Source organism: Methylobacterium sp. CCH7-A2 (genome assembly GCF_001557075.1).
GTDB classification, from domain to species: Bacteria; Pseudomonadota; Alphaproteobacteria; order Rhizobiales; family Beijerinckiaceae; genus Allobosea; species Allobosea massiliensis.
Genome location: NZ_LSKN01000305.1, coordinates 15,502 through 42,133, shown reverse-complemented (window position 1 = coordinate 42,133; position 26,632 = coordinate 15,502). Strand labels below are relative to the sequence as shown.

The 26,632-nt window shown below is 67.9% G+C and carries 25 protein-coding genes; 8 read left to right on the top strand and 17 right to left on the bottom strand.

The features are described from left to right. The first annotated feature begins 93 nt into the window (after nucleotides 1–93). Nucleotides 94–1,359, top strand: coding sequence for an ABA4-like family protein (locus tag AX750_RS23465; RefSeq protein ID WP_066718724.1), 1,266 nt, complete (start codon nucleotides 94–96; stop codon nucleotides 1,357–1,359). Between the two features lie 13 nt (nucleotides 1,360–1,372). On the opposite strand, the gene AX750_RS26660 is transcribed toward AX750_RS23465, so the two are convergent. Next, the gene (locus AX750_RS26660) at nucleotides 1,373–2,281 is read right to left on the bottom strand and encodes a cell wall hydrolase (RefSeq protein ID WP_066718721.1); all 909 of its coding nucleotides are present in this window, start codon (nucleotides 2,279–2,281) and stop codon (nucleotides 1,373–1,375) included. A 148-nt stretch (nucleotides 2,282–2,429) separates the two neighbouring features. After that, a complete protein-coding gene (locus AX750_RS23455) occupies nucleotides 2,430–3,275 on the bottom strand; it encodes a MoxR family ATPase (protein WP_066718718.1) in 846 nt (281 codons plus the stop codon). A gap of 212 nt (nucleotides 3,276–3,487) precedes the next feature. On the opposite strand from AX750_RS23455, the gene AX750_RS23450 reads away from it, so the two are divergent. Continuing rightward, complete coding sequence (locus tag AX750_RS23450; RefSeq protein WP_067255036.1) at nucleotides 3,488–5,278, top strand: cation:proton antiporter; 1,791 nt, start codon at nucleotides 3,488–3,490, stop codon at nucleotides 5,276–5,278. On the opposite strand, the gene AX750_RS23445 is transcribed toward AX750_RS23450, so the two are convergent. Both AX750_RS23445 and AX750_RS23440 read right to left on the bottom strand, forming a co-directional pair. Beyond that, on the bottom strand, nucleotides 5,217–6,296 hold the full coding sequence (locus AX750_RS23445; protein ID WP_082734929.1) for a glycosyltransferase family 1 protein: 1,080 nt from the start codon (nucleotides 6,294–6,296) through the stop codon (nucleotides 5,217–5,219). The two genes, AX750_RS23450 and AX750_RS23445, sit on opposite strands and share 62 nt — an antisense overlap. Further along, on the bottom strand, nucleotides 6,296–7,126 hold the full coding sequence (locus AX750_RS23440; protein ID WP_066720679.1) for a UDP-2,3-diacylglucosamine diphosphatase: 831 nt from the start codon (nucleotides 7,124–7,126) through the stop codon (nucleotides 6,296–6,298). Before AX750_RS23440 ends, AX750_RS23445 begins: the two co-directional genes overlap by 1 nt. Before the next feature lie 124 nt (nucleotides 7,127–7,250). On the opposite strand from AX750_RS23440, the gene AX750_RS23435 reads away from it, so the two are divergent. The 3 genes from AX750_RS23435 (at nucleotide 7,251) to AX750_RS23425 (ending at nucleotide 9,980) form a co-directional block, all read left to right on the top strand. Next, nucleotides 7,251–8,030 (top strand): SDR family oxidoreductase, encoded by a 780-nt coding sequence (locus AX750_RS23435; protein WP_066720676.1) that lies wholly within the window; start codon nucleotides 7,251–7,253, stop codon nucleotides 8,028–8,030. A 282-nt stretch (nucleotides 8,031–8,312) separates the two neighbouring features. Then, nucleotides 8,313–9,242: a DMT family transporter gene (locus tag AX750_RS23430; RefSeq protein WP_066720672.1), complete on the top strand. Its 930-nt coding sequence runs from the start codon at nucleotides 8,313–8,315 to the stop codon at nucleotides 9,240–9,242. 117 nt (nucleotides 9,243–9,359) lie between these two features. Continuing rightward, nucleotides 9,360–9,980, top strand: coding sequence for an XRE family transcriptional regulator (locus AX750_RS23425; protein WP_066720671.1), 621 nt, complete (start codon nucleotides 9,360–9,362; stop codon nucleotides 9,978–9,980). 10 nt (nucleotides 9,981–9,990) lie between these two features. Here the strand turns inward: AX750_RS23425 and AX750_RS23420 are convergent, their stop codons facing one another. From AX750_RS23420 to lysM, 11 genes are all read right to left on the bottom strand, one after another. Beyond that, entirely contained in the window at nucleotides 9,991–10,488 is a 498-nt protein-coding gene (locus AX750_RS23420; protein WP_066720668.1) for an RES domain-containing protein, read from the bottom strand. Between the two features lie 4 nt (nucleotides 10,489–10,492). Continuing rightward, nucleotides 10,493–10,843 (bottom strand): antitoxin Xre/MbcA/ParS toxin-binding domain-containing protein, encoded by a 351-nt coding sequence (locus AX750_RS23415; protein ID WP_066720666.1) that lies wholly within the window; start codon nucleotides 10,841–10,843, stop codon nucleotides 10,493–10,495. Nucleotides 10,844–10,916: 73 nt separating this feature from the next. Beyond that, on the bottom strand, nucleotides 10,917–11,858 hold the full coding sequence (locus AX750_RS23410; protein ID WP_066720663.1) for a cytochrome c: 942 nt from the start codon (nucleotides 11,856–11,858) through the stop codon (nucleotides 10,917–10,919). Nucleotides 11,859–11,973: 115 nt separating this feature from the next. Further along, nucleotides 11,974–12,405 carry a cytochrome c gene (locus tag AX750_RS23405; RefSeq protein ID WP_066720660.1) on the bottom strand — a complete coding sequence of 144 codons (432 nt, stop codon included), beginning with the start codon at nucleotides 12,403–12,405 and terminating at the stop codon, nucleotides 11,974–11,976. A 130-nt stretch (nucleotides 12,406–12,535) separates the two neighbouring features. Next, on the bottom strand, nucleotides 12,536–14,845 hold the full coding sequence (locus tag AX750_RS23400) for a xanthine dehydrogenase family protein molybdopterin-binding subunit (protein ID WP_066720657.1): 2,310 nt from the start codon (nucleotides 14,843–14,845) through the stop codon (nucleotides 12,536–12,538). Between the two features lie 102 nt (nucleotides 14,846–14,947). Next, on the bottom strand, nucleotides 14,948–15,901 hold the full coding sequence (locus AX750_RS23395) for a YiiG family protein (RefSeq protein ID WP_066720654.1): 954 nt from the start codon (nucleotides 15,899–15,901) through the stop codon (nucleotides 14,948–14,950). 46 nt (nucleotides 15,902–15,947) lie between these two features. Next, nucleotides 15,948–16,265 (bottom strand): rhodanese-like domain-containing protein, encoded by a 318-nt coding sequence (locus AX750_RS23390; protein WP_066720695.1) that lies wholly within the window; start codon nucleotides 16,263–16,265, stop codon nucleotides 15,948–15,950. A gap of 18 nt (nucleotides 16,266–16,283) precedes the next feature. Next, nucleotides 16,284–17,603, bottom strand: a complete 1,320-nt coding sequence (locus AX750_RS23385) for a TRAP transporter large permease (protein WP_082734930.1) — start codon at nucleotides 17,601–17,603, stop codon at nucleotides 16,284–16,286. Further along, a complete protein-coding gene (locus AX750_RS23380) occupies nucleotides 17,600–18,103 on the bottom strand; it encodes a TRAP transporter small permease (RefSeq protein WP_066720651.1) in 504 nt (167 codons plus the stop codon). Before AX750_RS23380 ends, AX750_RS23385 begins: the two co-directional genes overlap by 4 nt. Before the next feature lie 8 nt (nucleotides 18,104–18,111). Then, nucleotides 18,112–19,164, bottom strand: a complete 1,053-nt coding sequence (locus tag AX750_RS23375) for a TRAP transporter substrate-binding protein (RefSeq protein WP_066720648.1) — start codon at nucleotides 19,162–19,164, stop codon at nucleotides 18,112–18,114. 244 nt (nucleotides 19,165–19,408) lie between these two features. After that, nucleotides 19,409–19,846 (bottom strand): peptidoglycan-binding protein LysM, encoded by a 438-nt coding sequence (gene lysM / locus AX750_RS23370; protein ID WP_066720645.1) that lies wholly within the window; start codon nucleotides 19,844–19,846, stop codon nucleotides 19,409–19,411. Nucleotides 19,847–20,045: 199 nt separating this feature from the next. On the opposite strand from lysM, the gene AX750_RS23365 reads away from it, so the two are divergent. Continuing rightward, nucleotides 20,046–20,474 carry a heme-binding protein gene (locus AX750_RS23365; protein ID WP_066720642.1) on the top strand — a complete coding sequence of 143 codons (429 nt, stop codon included), beginning with the start codon at nucleotides 20,046–20,048 and terminating at the stop codon, nucleotides 20,472–20,474. Nucleotides 20,475–20,493: 19 nt separating this feature from the next. Here AX750_RS23365 and AX750_RS23360 read toward each other — a convergent pair whose 3' ends face one another. Together AX750_RS23360 and AX750_RS23355 are read right to left on the bottom strand one after the other, a co-directional pair. Continuing rightward, nucleotides 20,494–22,992, bottom strand: coding sequence for a YfhO family protein (locus tag AX750_RS23360; RefSeq protein WP_197431969.1), 2,499 nt, complete (start codon nucleotides 22,990–22,992; stop codon nucleotides 20,494–20,496). 181 nt (nucleotides 22,993–23,173) lie between these two features. Continuing rightward, entirely contained in the window at nucleotides 23,174–24,409 is a 1,236-nt protein-coding gene (locus AX750_RS23355) for a urate hydroxylase PuuD (RefSeq protein ID WP_066720635.1), read from the bottom strand. 129 nt (nucleotides 24,410–24,538) lie between these two features. Here AX750_RS23355 and uraH point away from each other — a divergent pair, with 129 nt between their 5' ends. Together uraH and puuE are read left to right on the top strand one after the other, a co-directional pair. After that, a complete protein-coding gene (gene uraH, locus AX750_RS23350; protein ID WP_066720633.1) occupies nucleotides 24,539–24,892 on the top strand; it encodes a hydroxyisourate hydrolase in 354 nt (117 codons plus the stop codon). 156 nt (nucleotides 24,893–25,048) lie between these two features. Next, nucleotides 25,049–26,467, top strand: a complete 1,419-nt coding sequence (gene puuE, locus AX750_RS23345; RefSeq protein ID WP_066720630.1) for an allantoinase PuuE — start codon at nucleotides 25,049–25,051, stop codon at nucleotides 26,465–26,467. The last annotated feature ends 165 nt before the right edge of the window (nucleotides 26,468–26,632 follow it).

The following is a 26,632-nucleotide window of genomic DNA, read 5'->3' as shown; positions in this document are numbered from 1 at the left end:
GCCTCCCTCGGCCGCAGCCGCTCATCTTGACAGCATCAAGATAGCGTCTTACGCCAGAGAGACAACTTAACACTGTACAGATCCGAGATCGCGATGGGCTCGCTCGACTTCGACGCCGCCTTCTCCGCCGCCGGCGCGCTGGCGATGGCAGGCTGGGCGAGCATGATCCTGCTGCCGCGCTGGCGCAGCCTCTCGCGGCGCCTCGCGGGCCTCGTCATCCCGACGATCCTCTCCCTCGGCTACGTCGTTCTCGTCGCGGTGCATTGGCACGGGGCGAGCGGCGGCTTCGGCTCGCTCGACCAGGTCGCCGCGCTCTTCGGCTCCCGCCCCCTGCTGCTGGCCGGCTGGGTCCACTACCTCGCCTTCGACCTCCTGGTCGGAAGCTGGATCCTGCGGCGCTCGCAGGCTGAAGCCGTGCCGCACGGCCTCGTCGTGCCGGTGCTGCTGCTGACCTTTCTCTTCGGCCCGCTCGGCTACCTCGCCTACGTCTGGCTGGAGGCGAGCATCCGCGCCGCGCGGGAGGACCGGATCGCGCGGTTGCAGGCGCGTTTGCCGGCCTGGCTGCGGGCGCTGGAGATCGAGCCGCGCCTGATGGCTGCGGCCTTGGCAATGCTGGCGCTCGCCATCCCCACGACGCTCGCCGCGCTGATCGACCCGCGCCTGTTTCAGGGCGTCGATCCCTGGATCAAGCCGCTCAAGTTCGAGATTTCGATCGCGCTCTATCTGGCGACGCTCGCCCTGCTCGTCCCGCTGACGAGCGAGCGCTTTCGCGCCGGGCTCGCCGGGCGCTACCTGATCTGGCCAGTGATCGTGCCGCTGTTTCTCGAGGTCTTCTATATCGGCTGGCGCGCCTCGCGCCTCGAAGCCTCGCACTACAATGCCGACGACGCCCTCGGCGCGGCGCTTTACACGGCGATGGGAATCGCGGCCGTGATCTTCACGCTGGCGCCGGCGGTGCTGGCCTGGGGGCTGGCGCGGCGCGACGCGGCCGCCCTGCCCGCGCCCTTGCGGCTCTCGCTGATCGGCGGCCTCGGCCTGACCACCCTGCTCGGGCTGGTCAGCGGCTTCGCGCTCGGCGGCAGCCCAACCGGCCATTATGTCGGGACCGTGCCGCCCGCCCATGCCACCCTGCCCCTGCTGGGCTGGTCGCTGGAGATCGGGGACCTGCGCGTGCCGCATTTCCTCGGCCTGCACGCGCTGCAGATCGTCCCGCTCTTCGGGCTCTTGGTCTGGACGGCGACGCGACACGCGACAAGGGGCATCGCCGCCGTCGCGCTCTTCGCGACGGCCTATGCGGGGATCACGCTGATGGCGCTGGCGGCGGCCCTGCGCGGTCGGCCGCTGCTGGGGTGGACCTGAAGCTGGCGCGCGCTCAATCGAGCTTCAAGCTGCCGCGCAGGCCCCGGCTGTCGAGGCCGCGGCTCTCCAGCATGAGCGAAGCGAGCCGCGCATCCGGCCGGGCCGCAGGCGCCGCAACCGACGCCGTCTTGCGGGTCAGACCGAGATCCATCGGGCGGCCGGGCGGCAACGGGGCGGTGACGAGCACGTTCGCCGCCAGCGCGACCGGCGCGACAGTGGCCGGCGCCGGGGGCGCGAAGGCGAGCGGCGCGCTGGCGAAGGAGGTCGGCACGGCGGAGGCACTCGTCGCGATCGGCGTCGAGGCAGAGGCGAGCTGGTAGCCCGTCTCCTCGATGCGGCGACGCTCCGGACGCTCGCCCTTCACATAGAAGGCGTTGCCGCCGGCGACGGTGACGTAATGCATGTTCGGATAGGAGAAGCGCAGCCCCGCCATATGAAAGTGCTTGGCGTTGCCGACGGCCTCGTTGCGCTTGCCGGCCAGGATATCCTCGGCGACAGCCGCGACCTTCGGCAGGTCGCGCGGCGACATCGACCGCGTCAGCACGCCCGGCGCGAATTGCCGCGGTGCGCCGACGACGCTGCAGATCGTCTCGGGCTTGTTGGCCGCTTCGACCCGGTTCAGCACCACCGTTCCGACACCGAGAAGCCCGGCCTCGCTGGAGCGGTTCGATTCGAAGTACATCGCGCGGACGAGGCATTCCTTCTCGCGCGGATCGGCCTTCGCCAGTTCGATCGCCTGCTTGCGCTTCTCGTGAGGCTTGGTGGCGGTCGGGGTCGGCTTCGTCGCGGCAGTCTCGACCGGCGACAGGCTGCAGGCGCCGAGCGCCGGAGCCGCCAGTCCGATCAGCAGCGGGATCGCCTTGCGGCGGTGGCGGAGAAAGCCCGCGGAACGGACGGCTTCGGCAGCAGTTTTGGCGCGCATCGAGCGGCGGCCTCCTGATTTCGGGCGGCGGCCACCGCAAGCGGCGGCCCCTCGTCACCGGCAAGGAACGCCGCTCTCCTTAACAGAAAGTTAATGGGCGGCGAAAGAGGGATTGGCGTCGTCGCGCCAATGCCCCCTGAAAGGCCCCTCAGCGCCCCTCGCGGCGGGTCATGAAGGCCAATTTCTCGAACAGCGAGACGTCCTGCTCGTTCTTCAGCAGCGCGCCGTGCAGCGGCGGGATCAGCTTGCGGGGATCGCGCTCGCGCAACATCTCCGGCGTCATCTCCTCGGCAACGAGCAGCTTCAGCCAGTCGAGCAGCTCCGAGGTCGAGGGCTTCTTCTTCAGGCCGGGCACCTCGCGCACCTCGAAGAAGAGCTTCAGCGCCTCCTCCATCAGCCGCTTCTTGATGCCGGGGAAATGCACCTCGACGATCGCCTGCATCGTCTGCGCGTCGGGGAAGCGGATGTAGTGGAAGAAGCAGCGGCGCAGGAAGGCGTCGGGCAGCTCCTTCTCGTTGTTGGAGGTGATGATGATCACCGGCCGCTGGGCCGCGCGCACCGTCTCGCCGGTCTCGTAGACATGGAACTCCATGCGGTCGAGCTCGAGCAGAAGGTCGTTGGGAAACTCGATATCGGCCTTGTCGATCTCGTCGATCAGCAGCACCGGCCGCACCGGCGCGACGAAGGCCTCCCAGAGCTTGCCGCGGCGGATGTAGTTGGCGATGTCCGAGACGCGGGGGTCGCCGAGCTGGCTGTCGCGCAGGCGGCTGACCGCGTCGTACTCGTAGAGGCCCTGCTGCGCCTTGGTCGTCGACTTGACGTGCCAGGTGATCAGCGGTGCGCCGAGCGCGGCGGCGATCTCCTCCGCGAGCACCGTCTTGCCGGTGCCGGGCTCGCCCTTGACCAGGAGCGGCCGCTGCAGCCGGATCGCGGCATTGACGGCGACCGTCAGATCCTCGGTGGCGACATAGTTCTCGGTGCCGGTGAAACGCATGGAGGGGCCTTCTGAAAGCGAGCGCCGGACGCTACCCCGGATGTGCGCGGCGGGAAACCGCCTCGCGACGGGCCCGCGCAAGGCTAGGCGGCTAAGCCCCGATGGCGGCAAGCAGAATTCGCCCTTGCGCCGTGCCGCGCCGGTTGTGTCGGCGCGGCCGAAACCGCACAGTCGAAACACTCTCCTCCTCCTTCCGAATCGCAAGGCACCTCTTGGCCGCCACCGTCGACCCTTCCGTCTACAAGGACGCTGCCGTGGTGCTCGCGACGGCGGGCGTCATCGTGCCCTTCGCCAAGAGCTTCAAGATCAATTCGGTCGTCGCCTTCATGGCCTGCGGCGCGCTGCTCGGACCCTTCGGCCTCGGCGGGCTCGTCTCCTCGATCCCGCTGCTCAGCACGATCACCGTCTCGAGCCCCGAGGCGCTAGCCGGCCCGGCCGAGCTCGGCGTCGCCTTCCTGCTGTTCGTGATCGGGCTCGAGCTCTCCTTCGAGCGCCTCAAGACCATGCGCCGCCTCGTCTTCGGGCTCGGCCTCGGGCAGATTGTCCTGTCGGCGGCCGCGATCGGGGGCGTTGCCTATGCGCTCGGCCAGCCGGCCACGGCAGCGCTGATCATCGGCTTCGGCCTCGCCTTGTCCTCGACGGCGATGGTGGTCGAACTCCTCTCGGCAAAGAGACGGATGACCTCTTCGGCCGGTCGCGCCAGCTTCGCGGTGCTGATCAGCCAGGACATCGCGGTCGTGCCGCTGCTCTTCCTCGTCAGCGTGCTCGGCGCGCAGGGCGGCGGCGGCTCGCTGCTGGCGGGCCTCGTCCAGGCCCTGCTCCAGGCCTTCGCCGCGATCGCCGTGATCGTGCTTGTCGGCGGGCGGGCGCTGCGGCCCCTCTTCCGCTTGGTCGCCTCGACCGACTCCTCCGAGAGCTTCATGGCGGCGACGCTGCTGATCGCGCTCGGCACCGGGATGATCGCCGCCGCAGCCGGCCTCTCCATGGGGCTGGGTGCCTTCATCGCCGGTCTGCTACTCGCCGAGACCGAATATCGCCGCGCCATCGAGGTGACGATCGAGCCGTTCAAGTCGCTGCTGATCGGCGTCTTCTTCCTCACCGTCGGCATGGGCGTGAACCCGGCCGAGATCGCTGCCCATCCCTATGCCATCCTCGGCATCGCGGTCGGCCTATTCGCCGCCAAGTCCCTGCTGGTCTACGCCCTCGCCCGCCTGCTGAAACTGTCGAAGGCGACCGCGCTGGAAACCGCGATCATGCTGGGCCCAGGCGGTGAATTCGCCTTCGTGCTGCTCAGCGGTGCCGTTGCAGCGAAGCTGCTGGAGCAGGCGCCGGCGAGCCTGGTTCTCGCCAGCGTCTCGCTGACGATGATCGCCCTGCCGCTGCTCGCCCGTCTCGCCCGCAGCCTGGCGCGGACGCTGGCCGTGCCGGTGGCCCTGCCGGAGGAGGCGCAGATCCTGCCGCCCGACGACCACACCGCGCGCGCCATCGTCGTCGGCGGCGGCCGTGTCGGCCAGCTCGTCGGCAGCATGCTGGAGGAACACCGGCAACCTTACATCGTGATCGACGCCGATCCGATGCTGATCGCCGCCCAGCGCCGCGCCGGCCGCCCGGCCTTCTATGGCGACGCGACGCGGCCCGATTTCCTGCGCCTCTGCGGCGTCATGGAAGCCACGACCCTGATCGTCACCATCGACAATCCCCGTGCGGTCGACGCGATCGTGACGGCGGCGCGTGACTTGCGGCCCGATCTCGTCATCGTCGCCCGCGCGCGCGATGCCGACCATGCCCGCCATCTCTACAAGATCGGCGTCAACGACGCGGTTCCGGAGACGATCGAGGCCAGCCTGCAGCTCTCGGAAGCGGCTCTCGTCGGTCTCGGCGTGCCCATGGGTTTCGTGATCGCCTCGATTCACGAGCGGCGGGACGGATTCCGCGCGCTGCTCAAGCCGTCAGACGGTGCCGCTCCCGCCCTTCCGCGCCACACAGGCTCGCGAAGGCTGTAGTGTCAGGCGCCGCCTGGGGCCGCGCCACCCGCCGGATATGCCCGTAGAACTGGGACGCGCTGGCCTGCCAGCTGTGGCGCCCGGCGAGTTCCAGACAGATCTCGCGCGGAATCCGCAGCGCCTGCAGCGCGGCCGAACGCAGATCCTCGTCCAGCACCGCCGCGCCGCTGCCGGCGAAGACGTCGCGCGGGCCCTGCACCGGGAAGGCCGCGACCGGAAGCCCGCTCGCCGCCGCCTCCAGCAGAACGATGCCGAAGGTGTCGGTCAGGCTCGGGAAGACGAAGACGTCGGAGGAGGCGTAGATCGCGGCCAGATCCTCCCCCTCACGGGTCCCGAGGAAGACCGCGTCCGGATAGGCGCGCTGCAGATCGGCCCGCGCCGGTCCGTCGCCGACCACGACCTTGCTGCCCGGCAGCCGCAGCGACAGGAAGGCGTCGAGATTCTTCTCGACCGCGACCCGGCCGACGCTCAGGAAGATCGGCCGCGGCAGATCGAGCACGCTCTGCGGCCGCGGATGGAAGAGCGCGAGATCGACGCCGCGTCCCCAGCGCACGATGTTGTCGAAGCCGTGCTGGCGGAGTTCCGCCTCGACGGTCGCGGTCGAGACCATCACTGCCGCGGCCGGCCCGTGGAAGCGGCGCAGGAAACCGTAGCTCCAGCTTTCGGGAATCGGCCAGCGCGCCGCGACATATTGCGGGAAGCGGGTGTGGTAGCTCGTCGTGAAGACCCGCTTCTGCGCGAGGCAGACGGCCCGGGCAAGCCAGCCGATCGGCCCTTCGGTGGCGATATGGACATGATCGGGCGCGAAATCCGCGATGCGCTCGGCGATGGCGCGCTGCGTCGCCAGCGCGATGCGGATGTCGGGGTAGCTCGGCAGGCCGATCTGACGGAAGCCTTCCGGCGTCAGCATCTTCGGGGTGACGCCGAAATCCGGACCCGCCTCCGCCATGCGCTCCAGCGAGCGCACGACGCCGTTGATCTGCGGACGCCAGGCATCCGTCGCGATCAGCACCCGCATCAGGCGGCTTCCACCAGCGCCGGAACCGGAGTCGGCCGGGCCGGGACGACGACGGGCACCGCCGCCTGGCCCTTGAGCCGCCCCTGCGGCCAGCGGATCATCTCGAAGCGGCCATCGTGATGCTCGATCACCGCCGTGCAGCTTTCGACCCAGTCACCGGTGTTGATGTAGGTCAGCCCGTCGATCTCGCGGAAGGCAGCGTGATGGATATGCCCGCAGACGACGCCATCGGCCTGGTGCCGGCGCGCCTCGGCGGCGAGGCAGGTCTCGAACTCGCCGATATAGCTGACCGCGTTCTTGACCTTGTTCTTCGCCCAGGCCGAGAGCGACCAATGCGGCAGGTGCAGCAGCCGCCGGACCTTGTTGACGACGACATTGGAGGCCAGCGCCAGCGTGTAGGCCCAGTCGCCGAGCAGGGCGAGCCATTTGGCGTTGCGCACGACGAGATCGAACAGATCGCCATGGATGACCAGCAGGCGCTTTCCGTCCGCCGTCTCGTGGACGATCTCGTCGACGAGCGTGATGCCGCCGAACTGCAGGCCCGTGAAGTCGCGCAGGAAATCGTCGTGGTTGCCCGTGACGTAGATCAGCTTCGAACCCTTGCGAACCTTGCGCAGCAGCTTCTGAATGACGTCATTGTGCGACTGGGGGAAATACCAGCCGCTCTTCAGCCGCCAGCCATCGATGATGTCCCCGACCAGATAGATCTGCGGCGCGTCATAGGCGCGCAGAAATTCGAGGACCAGATCGGCCTGCGCCCCGCGCGTGCCGAGATGCAGATCCGAGATGAAGATGCTGCGAACCTGCTTCGCGTCGTCCTCGTCGCCCATGCCACCCGGCCCATCCTGTTGCGATGCGCCCGGCATGTGTCTGATTTGCGTTGCGCTTTGATGACGGGCCCTGCGATCCGTGGTCTCACTGCCATTCGACGCTAAGAACCTCCTGAGGAACGCCATGGATCTTGGAATTTCGGGCCGTACGGCCATTGTCTGCGCCTCCAGCAAGGGGCTCGGTCGCGGCTGCGCGCAGGCGCTCGCCGAAGCCGGCTGCACCGTCGTCATCAATGGACGCGACGGCACGACTCTCGAGGAAACGGCCCGCCAGATCCGCTCCCGCACCGGCGCGACCGTCATCCCCGTCGTCGCCGACGTCTCGACCCGCGCCGGGCAGGACGCCCTGCTCGCTGCCGCCCCCGAGCCCGACATTCTGGTCAACAACAATGGCGGCCCTCCGCCGAAAGGGTTTCGCGATGTGTCGCGCGAAGCGCTGCTCGAAGGCGTGGTCCAGAACATGGCGACGCCGCTCGAACTGGTGCAGCGCGTCGTCGACGGCATGATCGCCCGGCGCTTCGGCCGCATCGTCAACATCACCTCCGCCAGCGTGCTGACTCCCCTGCCCGGGCTCGACGTCTCCTCGGCGGCCCGCGCCGGGCTGACCGCCTTCCTCTCGGGCGTGGCGCGCGAGGTCGCCCATGCCAACGTCACGATCAACAACATCCTGCCGGGCATGTTCGACACCGACCGGCTGAAGGGCGGCCTGACCAAGATGGCCGCCATGAAGGGGATCAGCGTCGCCGAGATGGCAGAAGCGCGCCGCGCCGACGTGCCGGCCGGGCGCTTCGGCGAGGCCGACGAGTTCGGCCGGCTCTGCGCCTTCCTCGCCAGCGCCCATGCCGGCTACATCACCGGCCAGAACATCCTGATCGACGGCGGGGCGTTCCGGGGGAGCTTCTGAGCGCTGGTCTCAGGCGCTGACGCGGCCTGATGTCGGCGCAGGTGATCCCGGACGAAGCCAAGCGGAGATCCGGGATCACCCGTGGGTTGTCGAGAACCCTCGGCCCCTCATGGGAACTCGCACGACATCCGGGCGATCGGGAAGACTGGCGCTCGGACAGACGTCACCCTCCCGCGAGCGGCCTGACGGGGTTGCAGGCTTCGCGCTTTGAGGCCCTTTCCGGACATGATCTAACGAAGGGCGAAGCGGGGCGCCCCCGCCCTCTCGCATTGCGCCGGTCCCTTGTCTCCGCTCCTCGGCATCAGCCTCAAACTCCTCTCGGCGCTGTCCTTCACGCTGATGTCAGCCGGCATCAAGCATATGTCGACGCGCTATCCGACCGGGGAGCTGGTCTTCTTCCGCTCGTTCTTCGCGCTGATTCCGCTGCTTATCTGGCTGGCCTGGCGCTCGGAACTTCCGGGCGCGCTGAAGACGAGCAATCTGCGCGGCCATCTTAAGCGCGGCGTCATCGGCTCCACCGGCATGTTCTGCGGCTTCGCGGCGCTGCAGTTCCTGCCGCTGTCCGATGCGGTCGCGCTTGGCTACGCGGCGCCGCTCGGCGTCGTCGTGCTGGCGGCTCTGGTGCTGAAGGAGCGCGTGCGGATCTATCGCTGGAGCGCGGTCACCATTGGCTTCGTCGGGGTTCTGATCATGCTCTCGCCGCACCTGACCGGCGGCGTGCTGTCCAAGGGTTTGCAGGCCGGGCCGGCGCTGGGCGCCGCACTCGGCCTGTTCGGCGCCTTCTGCTCGGCCTTCGCCTCGATCGAGGTGCGCCTGCTGACGAAGACGGAAAGCACCGGCGCGATCGTCTTCTACTTCATGCTGCTGACCAGCGCGCTGGGGCTGACGACGCTCGCCTTCGGCTGGCGCATGCCGGATCTGACCGAGGCCGGAATGCTGGTCGCCATCGGCATCCTCGGCGGCTTGGGTCAGATCCTCCTCGTCCAGGCCTATCGCTTCGGCGACGCTTCGCTGATCGCGCCCTTCGAATACTCGACGATGATCTGGGCCGTGCTGATCGGCTGGTTCGTTTTCGGCGAATGGCCGGTCTCGACCATCCTGATCGGTGCGGCCATCGTCATCGCCTCGGGGATTTACGTTATCCTGCGCGAGCAGCGCCTCGGCGTCCTCAAGCGCGAGCAGCGCGAGATCAGCTCGACCCGGCCGACCTGAGCCACGCGCCGCGTTGCCGCGGCTTGCCCCGCGCCACGGCAAGAGGCATTGTCCGGCGAGACAAACATTTTCGTTCGATCGTGCAAACGATCCGACAGGCGAGGCAGGCCGGTTCACATGGGTATCGAGACGAAAGAGCGTGGCGGACGCGAGTTCGATTCCGGGGCTCACGTCATCTCGGGGCAGCTCGGCAAGACGATCCAGCGCCTGCGCAAGGCCTACAACTTCTCGCTCTCCGAGCTCGCCGAACAGTCCGGCGTCGCCAAGTCGATCATCAGCCAGATCGAGCGCAACGAGACCAATCCGACGCTGGCGACGATCTGGCGTCTGTCCCAGGCGCTCGACATCTCGATCGAGCGGGTGCTCTCCAGCGGCGAGGAAGAGCCCTTCATCGAGAAGACGGCCCGTGCCGACACGCCGATCCTGGTCTCCGAGGACGGCAAGCTGAAGCTCGCCATCGTCGGCTGGATCAAGACCGTCGAATGGCTGCAATGGTACGATGTGCAGTCGGAGCCCGGCGGCGAACTCGATTCCGAAGGCCATCAGCGCGGCTCGATCGAGTCGCTCTCCGTCACCTCCGGCGAGTTCGAGGTCGAGGTCGGCGACATCGTCCAGCGCGCCAAGGCCGGCGAGACGCTGCGCTATCGCTGCGACCGCCGCCACATCGTCCGCTGCGTCGGCAGCGAGCCGGGCACCGCGATGATGGTCTGCATCCTCAAGGCCGCGGTGATGGAATAGTGCGGACGCTCTAGCGTGAGAGACGGCCTTCGTCGTCGATCAGGGTCAGGCGTTCGGGCACTGCGCCGCCCCAGCGCCAGAGAACGAGATTGATATCCTCGGCTTTGGAACCCGCCGCGAAACTGCGCACCATCAGGCCGCGATAACCGTCAGCGACCAGCGTGAGTGCAAGTTCCTGCGTCGGGGCCTGCCCATCCTGGCGCATCCTGTCGCGCCAGCCAGCATCGGCGAGGGCTTCACGGGACAGGCCGATGCGGGCGAGCCCAGCCTCGTCACGACTGTCGAAAATCGCGTCGATATCGGCGTCGTAAGAGACGAGCGTCGTCGGCTGCAGGCTGCCGGCCTGGTTGGCCTCTCTCAGGGCCGTCGTGACCGCGAGCGAGAGATAGAGCGCCGCCATGCCCCTCGGGTTGAACCGGCCTCCGTACAGAGCCGCACCCTGGCCGGACAGCGGCTCACGCGCATAGACGGGATTCAGCGCCCGGTAGAGCGTTCCACGATATCGCATTGCATCAGGCGTGAACGCCTGCGTCGATCGCATCAATGTAGTCGAGTACGTCGTCGGCGCGCCCGCCCCGCACCAACTGCATCGCCGTCTGACCGGAGAAGCCCGCCAGCGGCTCGGAGCGGTACCAGGCATAGGCGATCAGGGCCGACCCGAAGCGCGGCTCCACCTTGTTGATGATTTCGACCATTTCGCGCAGGCGCCGCTGCGTCCTGTCGGAGCGCACCCGCTCGCGGCGCTGCACCGCGTCGCGGCCAAGCCCCGCCGTGCGGGCAACCTCCTCGCTGGTCGTGCGCCAGGCCTCCGCGATCTTGCGCGGTGCGAACAGGCCGTGATCAGCATATTGAGCCAGGGACATGACAGCCTCCGAGCCACCCAGACCGACGTGATATAGCGTCAATCGGCGCGGTGCTCAAGGTAGCCAGCCGGAGTCAACCTCCCGTCTTCACCGGCCTCGGCGGGCCCTGCACCGCCGGAAGCGACTTCAGATATTCCGCCATCGCCTGACGGTCGGCCTCCGGCAGTTGCGCCGTGTTGCGCACCACCGCCGCCATCGTGCCGCCGACGCTGTCGAAATTGGGCGTGAAGCCGGTCTTGAGCAGTTCGGCGATCTCGCCCTTCGACCATTTGCCGAGCGCCTCGGGCGTCTGGGTGATGTTGGGGACGAACCCCCTGCCCTCCGGATCCGGCCCGCCGGCGAAGCGCGTCGCGGGAATGATGGCGCCCAGCGCATTGCGGTTGGAGTGGCATTCGGCGCAATGACCCGGCCCGTTCACCAGATAGGCGCCGCGGTTCCACTCCTCGCTCTTCGTCGGATCGGGCCGGAAGGCGCCGCGCTCGAAGAACAGCAGCTTCCAGCCGCCGACGACGCGGCGGATGTTGAAGGGGAACGGGAGTTCATGCGGCGGCGCCCGGCCCTCGACGGGGGTGAGCGTGCGGATATAGGCGAAAAGATCGGCCAGCGCCTTGGGCGGCATCAACCGGTAGGAGGTATAGGGGAAGGACGGGTAGTAGTGCTGGCCTTTCGGCGAGACCCCAGCCGCCATCGCGTCGACGAAGTCCTGAACGCCCCAATTGCCGATGCCGTCGCGCGTATGGGGCGAGATGTTGGGCGCGTGAAAGGTTCCGAAAGGCGAATCCAGCGCGAGTCCGCCGCCGAGCCTCAGCTTATCGTCCTGGTTCGGCGTCGCATGGCAGGAGGCGCAGCCGCCCGCGGCGAAGAGGATGCGCCCGTTCTCGATGTCGGGCGCTCCCAGCGTGCCGATCTCGGGCGACGGCGAGACCACGCGCGGGTCGGTGAGCAGATAGAAGCCGGCCAGTCCCACCGCAGCCAGCAGCACGAGCGTGACCAGCAGACGGCGAAGGCGCAGCATCTCGAGACTCCCCGGAAGACGGAAAAGACGTGCCGCGGCCAGGGCCGCGGCACGCGCATGTCAGCACAACGTGACCGGAGCCGGAAAGCTCCCTCGGCCGCCTCGGCGGCCGACGTCACTTCTTGATGCGGTAGACCTCGTGGCAGCTGCCGCAATTCTTGGTCGCATTGCCGAAGGCGGTGCGGAAGCTCGCGACGTCGGTTGCCGTGCCGATCGCGGCGGCATCGGTCTCGAATTTGGCGAAAGCGGCCTTGAAGCCGGCCTGGTCCTCCCAGATCTTCGGGGCCGCGGTGGTCTCGCCGCCGGTCTTGCTGTTGTCGGGATAGAGGCCCGGCATCTTCTTGGCCGAATCGACATAGGCCTTGGCGATCGCCTGAGCCTTCGCGGCCTCAAAAGGCGCTTCGCCCTTCGCGATCGCGGCGCCGTCGCGCGTCGCCGCACCGACGGCCTTCATCGCGTTGCGGCGTTCGGTGATCGGATCCGACTGGGCGAGGACGGCTGTGACGCCCAGTCCCAGAATGGCGGCGACGGCGATGGTGCGGATCATGGCGCTTCCCTGAAGGCTTCGGTCGCCGGGGCGGCGCCGATTGGAACCGTTCCAGATCATCCGATCCGGCCGCCGTCGCCAAGTGCCATTCGCGTGAGCAGTCTTGCGCGAACGCAAGACTGCCCTTGCGTCAGAGCCGGTAGCCAGCGTCCTTCAGGGCGTTGAACACCTTCAGCGGCGTCGCCGGCATGTCGATGGCTTTGATGCCAGCGGCCCGGTCCAGCGCATCGACCATGGCATTCATTACCGCCGGGCAGGCGCCGATGGCACCAGCCTCGCCCGCCCCCTTCACGCCCAGCGCATTCGTGACGCAGCGGACATTGCGCGTCTCGAAATGGAAGTTCGGGATGTCGATGGCGCGCGGCAGCGCATAATCCATGAAGGTCGCCGTCAGCATCTGCCCGGAGGAGTCGAAGCGGATCTCCTCCATCAGCGCCTGGCCGATGCCCTGCGCCGCGCCGCCATGGACCTGGCCCTGCAGCATGGTCGGGTTCAGCGTCATGCCGAAATCGTCGACCACGACGTAGTTGACGATCTCGGTCGCGCCGGTCTGCGGGTCGATCTCCAGCTCGCAGACATGGGTGCCGTTCGGATAGGTTGCCTCCGGCGGCTGCCAGCTCTGGTGGACGCGCAGCTTCTCGGTGGTCGCTCCGGGCAGTGCCGCGATAGCGGCGAGGTCGAGCGCCTTGTCGGTGCCGACGACGCGCACCGCCCCGTCGACGATCTCGAGGTCGCCGATCCCGGCCTCGAGCTTCTCGGAGGCGAGCTGCTTCAGGTTGTCGGAGAGGATCGAGGTCGCCTTGTCGAGCGCCGCGCCGCCGACGGGGATCGAGCGCGACCCGCCGGTGCCGGAGCCGGTCTCGACCTTGTCGGTGTCGCCCTGGATCACGCGGATGCGGTCCATGGGGATGTCGAGATGCTGCGAGACGAGCTGCGAATAGGCCGTCTCGTGCCCCTGCCCGTTCGACTGCGTCCCGATCAGCACCGTGACGGTCCCGTCCTTCTCGAGGATCACGGTCGAGCTCTCGGGCCCGCCGCCGCCGCAGGCCTCGATATAGCTGGCCATGCCGATGCCGCGAATCTTGCCGGACTTGTTGGCGGCCTTGAGGCGGGTCTTGAAGCCCTTCCAGTCCGCCACCTCCATGGCGCGGCGCATATGGCCCTCGAACTCGCCGGAATCGTAGACCGGGCCGGTCTGGGTCTGATGCGGCATCTCGCTCGGCTTGACGAAGTTGAGCGCGCGCACCGCGTCCGGCGTCTTGCCCGTCTCGCGGGCGATGGCGTCGACCAGCCGCTCGATCAGATAGGCCGCCTCGGGGCGCCCCGCGCCGCGATAGGCGTCGACCGCCATGGTGTTGGTCAGGATGCCGCGGAAGCGCACATGCACGGCCGGGATGTTGTAGCAGCCCGGCGTCATCGTCGTGCCGACCCAGGGGATGAAGGGCCCGTATTGCGAGAGATAGGCGCCCATCTCGGCCGCGAGATCCACCTTCAGGGCGATGAACTTGCCGCGCTTGTCGAGCGCCATCGTCGCGGTGGCGAGATTGGCCCGGCCATGGGTGTCGGCGAGGAAATGCTCGGTCCGGTCCGCGACCCAGCGCACGGGGCGCTTCAGCTTCTCCGCCGCGACCATGGTCAGCGGGTATTCGCGGTACATGAAGATCTTGGTGCCGAAGCCGCCGCCGACATCCGGGGTCACCACGCGGATGCGCGATGGATCGACCTTGAGGATGTTCTTGGCGAGGATGTCGCGCGTGCCATGGCTGCCCTGGCTGCCGAGCGTCAGCGTCCAGCGCTTCGCCGCCTTGTCGTACTCGGCGATGCAGGCCCGGGTCTCCATGTAGTTGGAGGCGAGGCGGTTGTTGACGATCGTCACGGAGATCGTGCGGTCGGCCTTGGCGAAGGCGGCGTCGGTCTTCGCCTTGTCGCCCTGCTCGGCCTCGAAGGCGACATTGCCCGGCCGGTCCGGCCAGAGCTGCGGCGCCTTGGGATCGAGCGCCTCCTCGATCCCGGTGACGGAGGGTAACGTCGTCCACTCGATGTCGATCGCCTCGGCGGCGTCGCGGGCCTGGGCCAGCGTCTCGGCGACAATGAAGGCGACGGCTTCGCCGACATGGCGCACGGTGTCGGTCGGCAGCACCGGCACGGGCAGCGGCTTCACCGGCTCGCCCGAGATCGTCTTGATCAGTCCCTTGCAGGGCAGATCGCCGAGATGGGCGACGTCCTCGCCCGTCAGGATCAGCTTCACGCCCTTCATCCGGCGCGCCGTCTCCTTGTCGCGGATCTTGAAGGTGGCATGGGCGTATTGCGAGCGCAGGACGAAGGCGTGCAGAGCCCCCTCGACGGCGGTGTCGTCCGTGTAGCGCCCGGCCCCCGTGGTCAGGCGCTGATCCTCGACGCGGCGGACCGGCTGTCCGAATCCGAATTTCATGGGGCGCATGGCCGAAAGTCCCTCAGATTGGTCGAATGAAACACTGAAATAGAATCGGGCCGCGGTCAGCCCCGCCGGATCGCGCGCGGGGATGCACGCAGCGCATCGCCCTTACCGCGGCATCCGCGCCGCGGTCTCAGACAGGCTGACCATCATGTTGTAGTTGTTGACGATCCAGTTGGCGTCGTTGGCGGCGCCACGGCGGACATCGCCCTTGCTCTTGGCGAGCTTGTCGGAAAAATCGCGCAGTTTGCCGAGCCAGGACCCGGCCTGGCTGTCGATCATCAGCGACGTGCCAGGGTTCTTGTCCTTGAACGCGTCGAGTTCGCGGATTGCGGCGGCGTAATCGGCGACGGTGGCGCTGAAAGCCTTCAGATCGACGATCGGCTTCTCGTTGCTGGGCATCTGATCCATCACGGACCGTGCGTTGATCATCACATTGCGGATCTGCCAGCGGGCGGAGCGCCCTTCGCGCTGCTCGACCGAGGCGAGTTCGCGCTGGTCGAGCCCCTTCTTGTAGTCGCGCATCAGCGCATCCAGCCGAGCGCGCTCGGCGAGGAAGCTCTGCGCCGCGGGCACCATCAGCCCGTGCAGCTTCTGCCCCTCGGCGAGATTGTCGTCGCGGTAATCCTTGCGGTCGTAGTAGCGCTCGGCCCGCGTGATCAGGGGCGCCAATTCCTGATAGGCCTTGATGTAGGCGGCGACGGAGGCATCGATCGCCGGCAGCTTCGGCTCCCGCGTCAGGAACTCCTCGGCCTTCCGGATCTCGCCGGTAACGTCGTAGAGGCTGTAGAGCCCGTAGCCGATATAGCGCTCCTTGCCGGTCGGCCCCTTCTTCAGATCGACCCAGCTGCCATAGCGCTCCCAAGACTGGATCGCCCGCAGCGTGCGGTTCATCAGCGCCGTATAGGCGTTCGACTTGGCGATCGCCGTCTGGAGCTCGGCATCCTGGACCGGAGCCGTGCGTGCGGACGGAGCGGCGGGTGCCTGCGCGACGGCGGCGCCGGGCGCGACAGCGAGAAGGACGGCGGAAAGTGCGCCGCGGAGACCGTTTTGGATCGTCATGCGTCAGCTTTCGTCAAGATCGGCGGGCTGGACGGAGCGCTGCGGCTCATCCCTGCTCCACCGGCTCGCCCCGCATCGCCCAGTCCTTGAAGCCACCGAGATAATGGCTGTCGACATCGAGCCCGGCCGATTGCGCGAACTCCAGCGCCCGCAGCGAGCGCACGCCGGCGGCGCAGGAGAGCACGAGCTTCTTGCCGGGCTCATTGGGCAGATCCGCGGGGTCGAAGCGCGAGAGCGGCCGCGAGACCGAACCCGGAATATGCCCGGCGGCGAATTCATGCGGCTCGCGGACATCGACGATCAGGATGGAGCCGTCGGCGAGGCCGGCCTTGATGTCGTCGATGTCGAGATCGTTCACGGTCACGGGCAGGCTCCGGCGCAATCACTCCAGCAGCTTCACCAGATAGAGCGTGAGCGCGGGAAATGCCACCACGACACCCAGCCGCAGGATGTCGGCCGCGACGAAGGGCAGCACGCCGCGATAGATCTGCGTCACGGGCACGTCGCGCGCCAGCGAGGCGACGACGAAGACGTTGAGGCCGATCGGTGGGCAGGTCATGCCGATGCCGACGACGATCAGCACGAGGATGCCGAACCAGATCGCGACATCGTCCGTCGGCATTCCGAAATCGAGCGCGGTCACGATCGGGAAGAACACTGGCAGCGTCAGCAGGATCATCGCCAGCTCGTCCATCACCCCGCCGAGCACGATATAGAACAGCAGCAGGCCGATCAGCACCGTGTAGGGCGCCCAGCCGGAAGCGGCGATCATCTCCGCCGCCGCGGTCGGCACCTGGGTCAGGGCGAGGAAGGCATTGAAGACCTCCGCCCCGAGCAGGATCGCGAAGATCATCGCCGAGGTCTCGGCCGTCTGCAGGATCGCCTGACGTACCGCAGCGGGCGTCAGCGTGCGACGCACAAGGCCGATGACGAGCATGACGAAGGCGCCGACCGAAGCCCCCTCCGTCGGCGTGAAGACGCCGCCATAGATCCCGCCGACGACGACGACCGCGACCAGCAGCGCCGGGATGATGCCGAGCAGCGGCCGCACGCGGTCGGCCCAGGCGATGCGCGGCTGCGCCGGAACCCAGTCAGGGTGACGGCGGCTCATCAGCGCGATCGTGACGCAGTAGAACGCGGCCGCCAGCAGGCCCGGGATCAGCGCCGCCTTGAACAGCTTGGCGATGTTCTGCTCGGTCGAGATCGCATAGACGACCAGGATGACCGAGGGCGGGATCAGGATGCCCAGCGTGCCGCCGACCGCGATCACCCCGCAGGAGAAACCGGGATCGTAGCGGTAGCGCCGCAGCTCCGGCAGCGCCGCGCGCGAGAAGGTCGCGGTCGTCGCCACTGCCGAACCGCAGATCGCCCCGAAGCCGGTGCAGGCGCCGATCACCGCCATGCCGAGCCCGCCGCGCCGGTGCCCGACCAGCGCAGCGGCGGCCTTGAACAGATCGCCGGCGAGCCCCGAGCGCTCGGCGAAGGCGCCCATCAGCACGAACAACGGGATCACCGACAGCGTGTAATTGGCGAAGATCTGGTAGGGCGTGGTGCGGATATAGTTCAGGAACGGGTCGAGCCCGTTGAGCTGGATGTAGCCGACGCCCCCGACCAGCATCATGGCGAGCCCGATCGGCAGCCGCAGCGCCATCAGCGCGAGCAGAACGACGAAGCCCGTGATGGCGATAGCGAAACCGCTCACGCTGTCTGCCTCAGCAGGCGCCGCGCACTGACCATGGCCGAGACGGACACCAGCAGCGCGAGCGCGGCACAAAAGCCGATCGGCAGATAGCTCGGCACCAGCAGCACCATGCTGGTTTCGCCGGTGCCGAAGGCCGCCCGCGCCCCCACCGCGAGCCGCCAGGCGATCAGCGCCATCACCAGCGCATAGACCATGTCCCAGCCCGCATCGATGCGGCGCTGCCAGCGCTCGGGCAGCTTGAGTGTGAAGGTGTCGACGAAGATGTTGCCGCGGCGCAGCTGGCACCAGGGCAGGAAGCAGAAGGCGGCGAGCGCCGTCGCCATCTGCACCAGCTCGAAATCACCCGGCACGCCGGCCCCCCCGACGAAATCGGAGCGCAGCGTGACACTGATCACCACCGTCACCGAGAGCGTGATCAGCAGCACGCCGCCCAGAAGGGCGACGCTCTGGACCACGCGCTCGAACGCCGATGGCGCAATCTCCCCCCGATCCTGCGCCATCGTCCCGGTCAGGCCGCCTTTTCGTGTTTGGCGAGCGCGGCCCTCGCGCTGGCGAGCAGCTTCTCGCCGTCGAGGCCCTTCTCCTTGGTCGACTTGATCCAGGCCTCGATGACCGGCTCGGTGGTCTTGCGCCAGCGCGCGGCCTCCGCCTCCTCGATCACGGTGATGGTGTTGCCGCGCTTGCGCACCATCTCGGAGACGGCGATGGCCTGCTCGTCCCAGACCTTTCCGGCCATGCCGGCCGCAGCGGCGCCGGAATTGCGGTCGATGATCGCCTTCAGGTCCGGCGCCAAGGCTTCATACTTCGCCTTGTTCATCGCCAGGATGAAGGTCGCGACATAGAAGGTCGGCGAGCCCGGAATCTCGGTGTGGAACTTCACGAGTTCCTGCACCTTCACCGAGGGCACCACCTCCCAGGGAATGACCGCGCCGTCGATGACGCGCTGCGCCAGCGATTCCGGCACCTGCGGCACCGGCATGCCGATGGCGTTGGCACCGAGCGCCTTCAGCGCCTCGCCGGCGAGACGCGTCGGGAAGCGCAGCTTCAGGCCCTTGAGGTCCTCCATCGTCTTGACCTGCTTGTTGGCGTGGATCAGCCCGTGATCATGCGCCCAGACGCAGATCGGGTGGACGTCCTTCAGCTCGGTGGCGAGGTTCTGCTGGGCGTATTCGGTCAGCGCCAGCGAGTTCACCAGCGCGCGCTTGTTGGCGACGAAGGGCAGCTCGAAGGCCTCGAGCCCGGTGAAACGACCCGGCGTGTAGCCCGGCAGCGTCCAGACCAGATCGGCCACGCCGTCGCGGGCCTGATCGAAGAGCTGCGGCGGGGTGCCGCCGAGCTGCATCGACGGGAAGATGTCGATCTTGATGCGGCCGTTGGATTCGGCCGCGACCTTGTCGGCCCAGGGTTTCAGGAACTTGGCATGGCCGACGGCGACCGGCGGCAGGAAGTGGTGCATCTTCAGCGTCACCTCCTGCGCATTCGCGCGGGTGGCACGCAGAACCAGCGGGGCGGCGACGGCAGCGCCGGCCCCCGTCAACAATTGGCGGCGATCGAACCTCATGACTTCCCTCCCGAGGATGTCGTTTGTTGCCCGGCGCGGCTCCCCCTCCGGAGCCTGCGCGCGGCCTTGTCTTCACCTTAGCACGACCGGCGGCGAGTCTGGGCCTTTCGGCCCGCCCGCTTCTGGATCGTCGAGATCGTTGCCGACGCAACCAAATCCGTCAAGGCCCCGTCTGGCCTGCGGACGTGCCGCGCAAAAAACCGCGCCCCGGAGGGCGCGGTCATCATCAGCCGATGCGAAGCGCTCAGGCCTGCGCCGGAATCCGCAGCACCCAGCCGGGCTGGATTAAATCGGGGTTCTTCACCGGCGGCGTGTTCGCCTTCACGATGTCGGTGTATTTTGCGCCCTGGCCCTTGCCGTAGTGCTCCTCGGCGATCTTCCAGAGCGTATCGCCCTTCTTCACCGTGTAGAACACCGCGGCCGGCACCTCCTTGGCGACGATGAGATCGGATTCGACACTGGCGATGCCGGCGGTGTTGCCGAGCGCGAGGATGATCTTCTCCGCCTCCTCGGTGGTCATCGCCTTGCCCGAGACCTTGACCTTGTCGCCATCGACGCTGATCGCGACGTCGGAGGGGAGCCCGTGTCCAGCGAGTTCCTTCTGCAATGCGTCGGGCGTCGCCGCCTTGGCCGAGCCGAAGATCTTGGCTCCGGCATCCTTGATGAAGCTGAACAGGCCCATGTCGTTCCTCCGTCGTTGGGTCTCCATCAAGCCCAACAGTGGTGACATGTTCAAGGCACTCGGGCGACCGGGTGCGATTTTGCGGCCGGGATGCCGTAGCGGGAAGCCAGATCATTTCGGGCCAGCGATGGGCAAAGGGGTTTCCTCCGAACGCGGGCACTGTCACAAGCGCCGCGCAATTCCCATCCGGAGCAGACCGATGCTGACCCTCGCCCAGGCCCAGACGATCATGACCACCGCCCTCGCCCATGCCCAGAGCGCCGGCTTCAAGCCGCTGACGATCGCGATCCTGGACGCGCGCGGCGCGCAGAAGCTCTTCACGGCGCAGGACGGCACCAGCCTGAAACGCGGCGAGATCGCCATCGGCAAGGCCCATGGCGCGGTCGCGATGGGCATCGGCTCGCGCGCCCTGCACAAGATGGCGCTCGAGCGGCCCTATTTCGTCGAGGCGGCAACCCATGCCGTCGGCGGCTCGCTCGTCCCGGTGCCGGGCGGCGTGCTGATTCGCGATGCGGCTGGCACGCTTCTGGGGGCGATCGGCGTCTCTGGCGACACGTCCGACAATGACGAGGCTGCGGCGCTGGCGGGCATCACCGCCGCCGGCCTGGTCGGCGACACCGGCGCCTGATCCGAAAGCCCGGCGCGGCTCAGTGAGCCAGCGCCGAGGAGACCATGTCCCGGCTCGCCGGCGCTGCCGGCGAGCCCAGCCGCAGTGAATCGCGCACCTGCTGCGAGGGCGCGGCAAGGAGGGAGGGCAACAGCCTGTCGCCCTCGGCGACCAGCGGCTCCTCCTTCAGCGGCGGCAGCGGCAGCAGTTCCTCCGCCGGCTCGGCCGGGGCCGGGGCGACGCGCTCGCGCAGCTCCGCAAAGGCCCCTTCGATCGGGTGGAAGCTGAAGCGGACCCGATGCGTGCCCGCCGGGACCTGAACGGCCCGGAACAGCACATTCGCCTTCAGGATGTCGGCGTCGACACCATCCACCTGTGCCCGCCACCAGGGATGATAGATGTCGTTCAGCACGACGAAGCCGGCGGCCGAACTCGTCACCTCGATCTCGACCTCGGTGTTCTGGTAGCGCTTCACCGTGACGTCCGCACGCACCTGTGCAGGCCCCTCCGGCATGGCGACCGGTGGCTCGGCATCGAGCAGGACGGCCTGCTGCGGGTCGACCTCGGGCCAGCGTCCACTCTGCTTCATCGCGTCGAAATCGGCGAGTTCCCAGCCACCGACGAACTGCACGCGCGGCAGCGCCCGCGGGTTCTCGTAGACATAGCCTTCCTTCGTGCGCGCGATCAGCCGGAGGTCGCCCTCGCGCAGCGTGTGGTCGATTTGTTCGATCGGCAGCGGCGAGGCGATGTAGCGCAGCCCCAATAGATTGGCGAGGCGGCAGCGATAGGACGGAAACAGCGGCGTGAACTTGCGCTGATCCGGCCCGGCGATGGTGTCGCGCGTGCCCACCGCATCCGAGAAATCGGCGAGGCGCAGCGGGTTGTAGCCGAGCGTGTGATCGAAGCCGTGGACCATGCCGGCATTGGGCCATTCGAAGCCCATGCCGAGCAGCTCCACCCGGTCCCGCCGCGGCGACCCTGCGGGCTGGGCCGTCAGCCGCTTCAGAACCTGAACCGTCTCGTTGCGCGTGTCGGGGCGCAGCACGTCATAGATGTCGGGCGCCAGAGCCGTCGATTCGTTCGGCCCGTTGTTGGCGCCGAGATCCGCCGCGACGACACCGGCCACGAGCAGTGTAGCCGCGACAGTGCCGAGGCCTCGCCTGAGCCGGCTCAGCCCGTGAAGCAGGGCCAGCGCGAGGGACAGCCAGAGCAGGGCAAAGGCCACCGGCTTGAGCGCTTCCGTCAGCCGCCCCTGCTGCGACGAAACCAGCAGCGCGAGACCAGCCAGCACGACCACGAAACCGGCACCCCACAGCCAGTCGCGTCTCGTCAGACCGGGCTGCGGCTCGCTGAACAGACGATGCAGCATGTAGCCGGACAGGAGCGCACCGAGAGCACCGATCAGGAAGGTGGCATCGGCCGGCCGGCGGAAGGCGTCGATGCCCGGCAGATGGTGGTAGAAAGCGGCAAAGGCCGGCGTGTAGCGGCCGAGCGCGAACAGCACCATCAGCGCGAACAGGAGGGTGAAGGCGCGCACGCCCTTGTCCCAGAGCCAGCCGCGGCTCAGCCCGGGCACGACCAGAAGCAGCGCCGGCAGCGCCCCGAAATAGACCTGCCCCATATTCTGCGACAGGAACAGCTCCTTGGCGTCCCAATGCGGGCTGTAGGGCCCCCAGAAATCGACCTTCGGGTCCTGTGCGCCGAAGAGATCGGCGACGAAGGCGGTCAGCAGCGAGGCCGGATGCAGCGATCCGCGCCCGGCCTCGACCAGATCCACGGCAGGTCGCGTCGTCGCTTCGGCGAAAAGCCAGGTCCAGAGCAGCGGCAGCGCCACGACGCCGAGGCCGACGACGGCGGCGAGGGAGCCCGGCAACAGGCTGGCGCGGAACGCCGGCCAGCCGCCCGAGAGCCAGTGCGCCACCACCACGCCAATCAGGATATAGGCGCCCAAGAGCGCAACCTGATCGGGCTCGACCATCATCATCCCGGCGGCGAAGCCCGCCAGCGCCCCCGCCGCCAACGAGGCACGCTGCAGCATCCGCAGGGTCAGCCACAGCGCGATGGCGAAGAAGGCGAGGCTCGCAATCTGCCCGACATGCTGGACCCGCCAAGCGGCCGAGGCGCCAAAGGCGAAAACGAGCGCCGCGAGCAGGCCGCCGGCCGGATGCCAGTTCCGGTCGCGAAAGATCATCATCACCGCCAGCCCGCCCGCCAGCAGATGGGCGAGCACATAGGCGTCGACGGCGCGGAAGCTCGGCGAGGGAACGAGCGCCGCAAGAAGGATGGCGGGGGAGAAGATCAGCGACTGCGGGTCGGCGACCTGCGGCGAGCCGCCGAAGACGTTATGCGTCCAGAACGGAGACTGGCCCGAATGGAGCGCCCGCGCCAGGAACTGGATTTGCGCCTGAAAATGCGCCTTGGCGTCGAACGGGATGGTGACCGCGCCCGATAGCCAGGGCCAGCAGAGCAGAGCCCAGACACAGATGAAGGCCATGGCCGCCAGCCCGTAGCCGGCGACCCTTCTCGAATGCGTGTCCAACGGACCCCCCGGTCCCTCGTCCTTGCCAGAGGCCCCCGGATTGGCAGCCACAGTCCAGCCTGTCAGTGGGCGAACCATGCCCGCGACGAGGTGAACCGAAACTGAATGAAATCACGCAGCCGTGATCACGACTTTCCGTTAGGTAAGCGATTGGTTGCGGCGATGGGAGAATCCGTGCGGCTCAACGCCCTTGCGCCAGCCATTGCGCCAGAATGCGCCGCTCATCGGCCGTCATTCCGGAAAGATTGTTGGGCGGCATCGCATGGGTCATCACCGCCTGGACGCGGATCGCGCGCGCATGGGCCGCGATCGTTTCCGGCTCATGCAGGAGGACGCCCTTGGGCGGAATCTGGATGCCGGGCCAGCTCGGCTCGGGCGCATGGCACATCGCGCAGCGTCCGCTGACGATGTTGGCGACGGCCTCCGGTGGCGGCTGCAGCCCGGCCAGCATCACAGGCTTTGTCGCCGGCAATGGCGACAGCCCCAGCCGCTCGCGCCCACCCGGCGAGGATGCCATCGCCACCCAGAAGGCGAGCCAGAGGGCAACCAGCGCGACCGCCCAGGTCCACCAAGGGGATTTAGCGTGGTCGGCGTGGCGGACATTGAAGAAATGCCGGATCAGCGCGCCCGCCACGATGATCAGCGCCACCAGCACCGGGATCACCGCCGAATTGGCATAGGTGACCGGATAGTGGTTCGACAGCATCAGGAACAGCACCGGCAGGGTGATGTAATTATTGTGCAGCGAGCGCTGCTTGGCCGCCTTGCCGTATTTCGGGTCCGGCTTCTCGCCCGCGGTCAGCGCCGCGATGACCTTCCGCTGCCCCGGCATGATGTTGAAGAAGACATTGGCGGTCATGATCGTCGCCATCAGCGCGCCGGTGTGGATCAGCGCGCCGCGCCCGGAGAAGACAGAGGCGAAAGCCCAGCTCGCCGCGACGACATAGGAAAAGCCGAGCACGCCGAGCAGCACGTCGTTGCGGCCCAGCGGCGAGCGGCAGAGCCAGTCATAGAACAGCCAGCCGAACACCAGGGCCGCGATGCCGAGGGCTCCGGCGGCGAGCGGCGAGAGCTGCATCACCGCCGGATCGATCAGATAGAGTTCCGACTGCGCGTAATAGACCCAGACCAGCAGGAAGAAGCCGGAGATCCAGGTCCAGTAGGCCTGCCATTTGTGCCAGGTCAGCTCGGCCGGCATCACGGCGGGCGCGACCAGATATTTCCGCATCTCGTAGAAGCCGCCGCCATGAACCTGCCAGGCGCGCCCCCCCTCGCCCGGCAGAATGTCGGCCGCGGGACGCAAGGACGCGTCGAGATGGATGAAGAAGAAGGACGAGCCGATCCAGGCGATCGCGGTGATCACATGCAGCCAGCGCAGCAGCATGCCGCCCCATTCCATCAGATAGGCGTCGAGCATCGCCGCGGTGGTCCCCTTCAATTGGCGCGCAGGACGATGGACTTCGCCCGCGCCGAAGTTACGGTTGGCGCGAGGCGGCATGCAAGCGCGGCGCCGCGCGGGCAGCGACGAGAACGGCAGGAAGGACGCATGGCGGGACTGACGACGCATATCCTCGACACGCATGGCGGCGTCCCGGCGAAGGGCGTGGCGGTCACGCTCCGCCGCGTCACCGACGGCCAGGCCGAAACGCTGGCGACCACCGTGACCAATGCCGATGGCCGCACCGATGCGCCCCTGCTGACGCCGGAGGCGACGCAGCCCGGTCTCTACGAGCTCGACTTCGCGATCGGCCCCTATTTCCGTGAGCGCGGCGTCGCCCTGCCCGAGCCCGCCTTCCTCGAGACCGTGACGATCCGCTTCGGCATCGCCGACACCAGCCGGCACTGGCATGTACCGCTCAACTGCTCGCCCTATGGCTACACGACCTATCGCGGGAGCTGAGAGCGGCCACGCGACCCGCACCGTCATCCCGGATCTCCGCTGCGCTCCGTCCGGGACGACCCGAGAGTGATGAACTTTGCGTCAGGCGAGACACTTCACAAGTCGCGACAGCGGCTTAGGGTGATCACCTGAATCACATTGCGAGCACCGCTCCCCATGACCGACACCGCCTATCCGCGTGACCTCAAGGGCTATGGCCGCACCCCGCCGCATCCGCGCTGGCCGGGCGGCGCCCGCATCGCTGTGCAGTTCGTGATCAATTACGAGGAAGGCGGCGAGAACAACATCCTGCATGGCGACGCCGCCTCCGAGGCTTTCCTCTCCGAGATCGTCGGCGCCGCGCCCTGGCCCGGCCAGCGCCACATGAACATGGAGTCGATCTACGAATACGGCTCCCGCGCCGGCTACTGGCGGCTCTGGCGGATGTTCACGCAGCGCGCCATGCCGGTCACCGTCTTCGCCGTGGCGAGCGCGCTGCAGCGCTATCCCGAGATCGCGTCCTCGATGCAGGACGCCGGCTGGGAGATCGCCACCCATGGCCTGAAATGGATCGACTATCGCGACGTGCCGGCCGAAAAGGAGCGCGCCGACATCCTCGACTCCATCCGAATTCAGCGCGAGATCACCGGCGAGCGGCCGCTCGGCTTCTATCAGGGCCGCACCTCGCAGAACACGACGCGGCTGATGATGGAGGAAGGCGGCTTCCTCTACACGGCAGATGTCTATGCCGACGAGCTGCCCTATTGGCTGGAAGGGCCGAAGGGGCCGCAACTCGCCGTGCCCTACACGCTCGACGCCAACGACATGCGCTTCGCCACGCCTCAGGGCTTCAACAGCGGCGACCAGTTCTTCGCCTATCTGAAGGACTCCTTCGACCTGCTCTATGCCGAGGGCGAGACCGCGCCGAAGATGATGTCGATCGGCCTGCATTGCCGCCTCGTCGGCCGGCCGGGCCGGGCCGCGGCGCTGGCGCGCTTTCTCGACCATGTCCAAAGCCATGACGATGTCTGGGTCGCGACGCGGCTCGACATCGCCCGCCACTGGGTCCGCCACCACCCGCCGGCCGGGGGCTACCGCCCGTCCGCCGTGCCGAAGGCGCTCTTCGTCGAGGTCTTCGGCCGGATCTGGGAGAACGCGCCCTGGATCGCCGAGGCCACCTTCGACGCCGGGATCACGCCGGCCCATGACAACGCTGCAACCCTGCACGCGGCGATGGTGAAGGTGATGCGCGCCGCCCCGCGCGAGAAGCTGAAGGCGCTCTTGCTCGGCCATCCCGACCTCGCCGGCAAGCTCGCCGCGGCCGGCGAGATGACGGAGGAATCGATCGGCGAGCAGGCCTCCGCCGGGCTCGACCGCCTCACCTCCGGCGAGCGTGCCCGCTTCACGGAAGCGAACGAGGCCTACAAGGCGCGCTTCGGCATCCCCTTCATCATGGCGGTGGCCGGCGCCAGCAAGGACGCGATTCTCGCTGCCTTCGAGACCAGGCTGCAGAGCACGCCCGAGGTCGAGTTCGAGACGGCGCTGGGACAGGTCGAGCGGATATCGCTGCTGCGGCTGAAGGAGATCATGCGGTAACCGCGCCGTCATTCCGGGGCTTCGCAAAGCGAAGAGCCCGGAACCCATAACCGCTGAGCAGGCAGGACGATGTGGACCCGCGCCGCGCGTCTTCTGAGCCTGCTACGGATCTGGATTCCGGGCTCGCTCTGCGAGCGCCCCGGAATGACGACAGGCTCCTCGCGG

Bases quoted from the DNA above. Each gene is read 5' to 3' on its own strand.
- AX750_RS23415 (WP_066720666.1), bottom strand. From the start codon at position 10,843: ATGTCCCTGGCTCAATATGCTGATCACGGCCTGTTCGCACCGCGCAAG.
- AX750_RS23435 (WP_066720676.1), top strand. From the start codon at position 7,251: ATGGATCTTGGAATTTCGGGCCGTACGGCCATTGTCTGCGCCTCCAGC.
- AX750_RS23445 (WP_082734929.1), bottom strand. From the start codon at position 6,296: ATGCGGGTGCTGATCGCGACGGATGCCTGGCGTCCGCAGATCAACGGC.
- AX750_RS23405 (WP_066720660.1), bottom strand. From the start codon at position 12,405: ATGATCCGCACCATCGCCGTCGCCGCCATTCTGGGACTGGGCGTCACA.
- AX750_RS23375 (WP_066720648.1), bottom strand. From the start codon at position 19,164: ATGAGGTTCGATCGCCGCCAATTGTTGACGGGGGCCGGCGCTGCCGTC.
- AX750_RS23400 (WP_066720657.1), bottom strand. From the start codon at position 14,845: ATGCGCCCCATGAAATTCGGATTCGGACAGCCGGTCCGCCGCGTCGAG.
- AX750_RS23380 (WP_066720651.1), bottom strand. From the start codon at position 18,103: ATGGCGCAGGATCGGGGGGAGATTGCGCCATCGGCGTTCGAGCGCGTG.
- AX750_RS23355 (WP_066720635.1), bottom strand. From the start codon at position 24,409: ATGCTCGACGCCTATCTGATGGAATGGGGCGGCATGCTGCTGCGCTGG.
- AX750_RS23425 (WP_066720671.1), top strand. From the start codon at position 9,360: ATGGGTATCGAGACGAAAGAGCGTGGCGGACGCGAGTTCGATTCCGGG.
- AX750_RS23465 (WP_066718724.1), top strand. From the start codon at position 94: ATGGGCTCGCTCGACTTCGACGCCGCCTTCTCCGCCGCCGGCGCGCTG.
- AX750_RS23455 (WP_066718718.1), bottom strand. From the start codon at position 3,275: ATGCGTTTCACCGGCACCGAGAACTATGTCGCCACCGAGGATCTGACG.
- AX750_RS23410 (WP_066720663.1), bottom strand. From the start codon at position 11,858: ATGCTGCGCCTTCGCCGTCTGCTGGTCACGCTCGTGCTGCTGGCTGCG.
- AX750_RS26660 (WP_066718721.1), bottom strand. From the start codon at position 2,281: ATGCGCGCCAAAACTGCTGCCGAAGCCGTCCGTTCCGCGGGCTTTCTC.
- AX750_RS23395 (WP_066720654.1), bottom strand. From the start codon at position 15,901: ATGACGATCCAAAACGGTCTCCGCGGCGCACTTTCCGCCGTCCTTCTC.
- AX750_RS23440 (WP_066720679.1), bottom strand. From the start codon at position 7,126: ATGGGCGACGAGGACGACGCGAAGCAGGTTCGCAGCATCTTCATCTCG.
- AX750_RS23420 (WP_066720668.1), bottom strand. From the start codon at position 10,488: ATGCGATATCGTGGAACGCTCTACCGGGCGCTGAATCCCGTCTATGCG.
- puuE (WP_066720630.1), top strand. From the start codon at position 25,049: ATGACCGACACCGCCTATCCGCGTGACCTCAAGGGCTATGGCCGCACC.
- AX750_RS23365 (WP_066720642.1), top strand. From the start codon at position 20,046: ATGCTGACCCTCGCCCAGGCCCAGACGATCATGACCACCGCCCTCGCC.
- lysM (WP_066720645.1), bottom strand. From the start codon at position 19,846: ATGGGCCTGTTCAGCTTCATCAAGGATGCCGGAGCCAAGATCTTCGGC.
- uraH (WP_066720633.1), top strand. From the start codon at position 24,539: ATGGCGGGACTGACGACGCATATCCTCGACACGCATGGCGGCGTCCCG.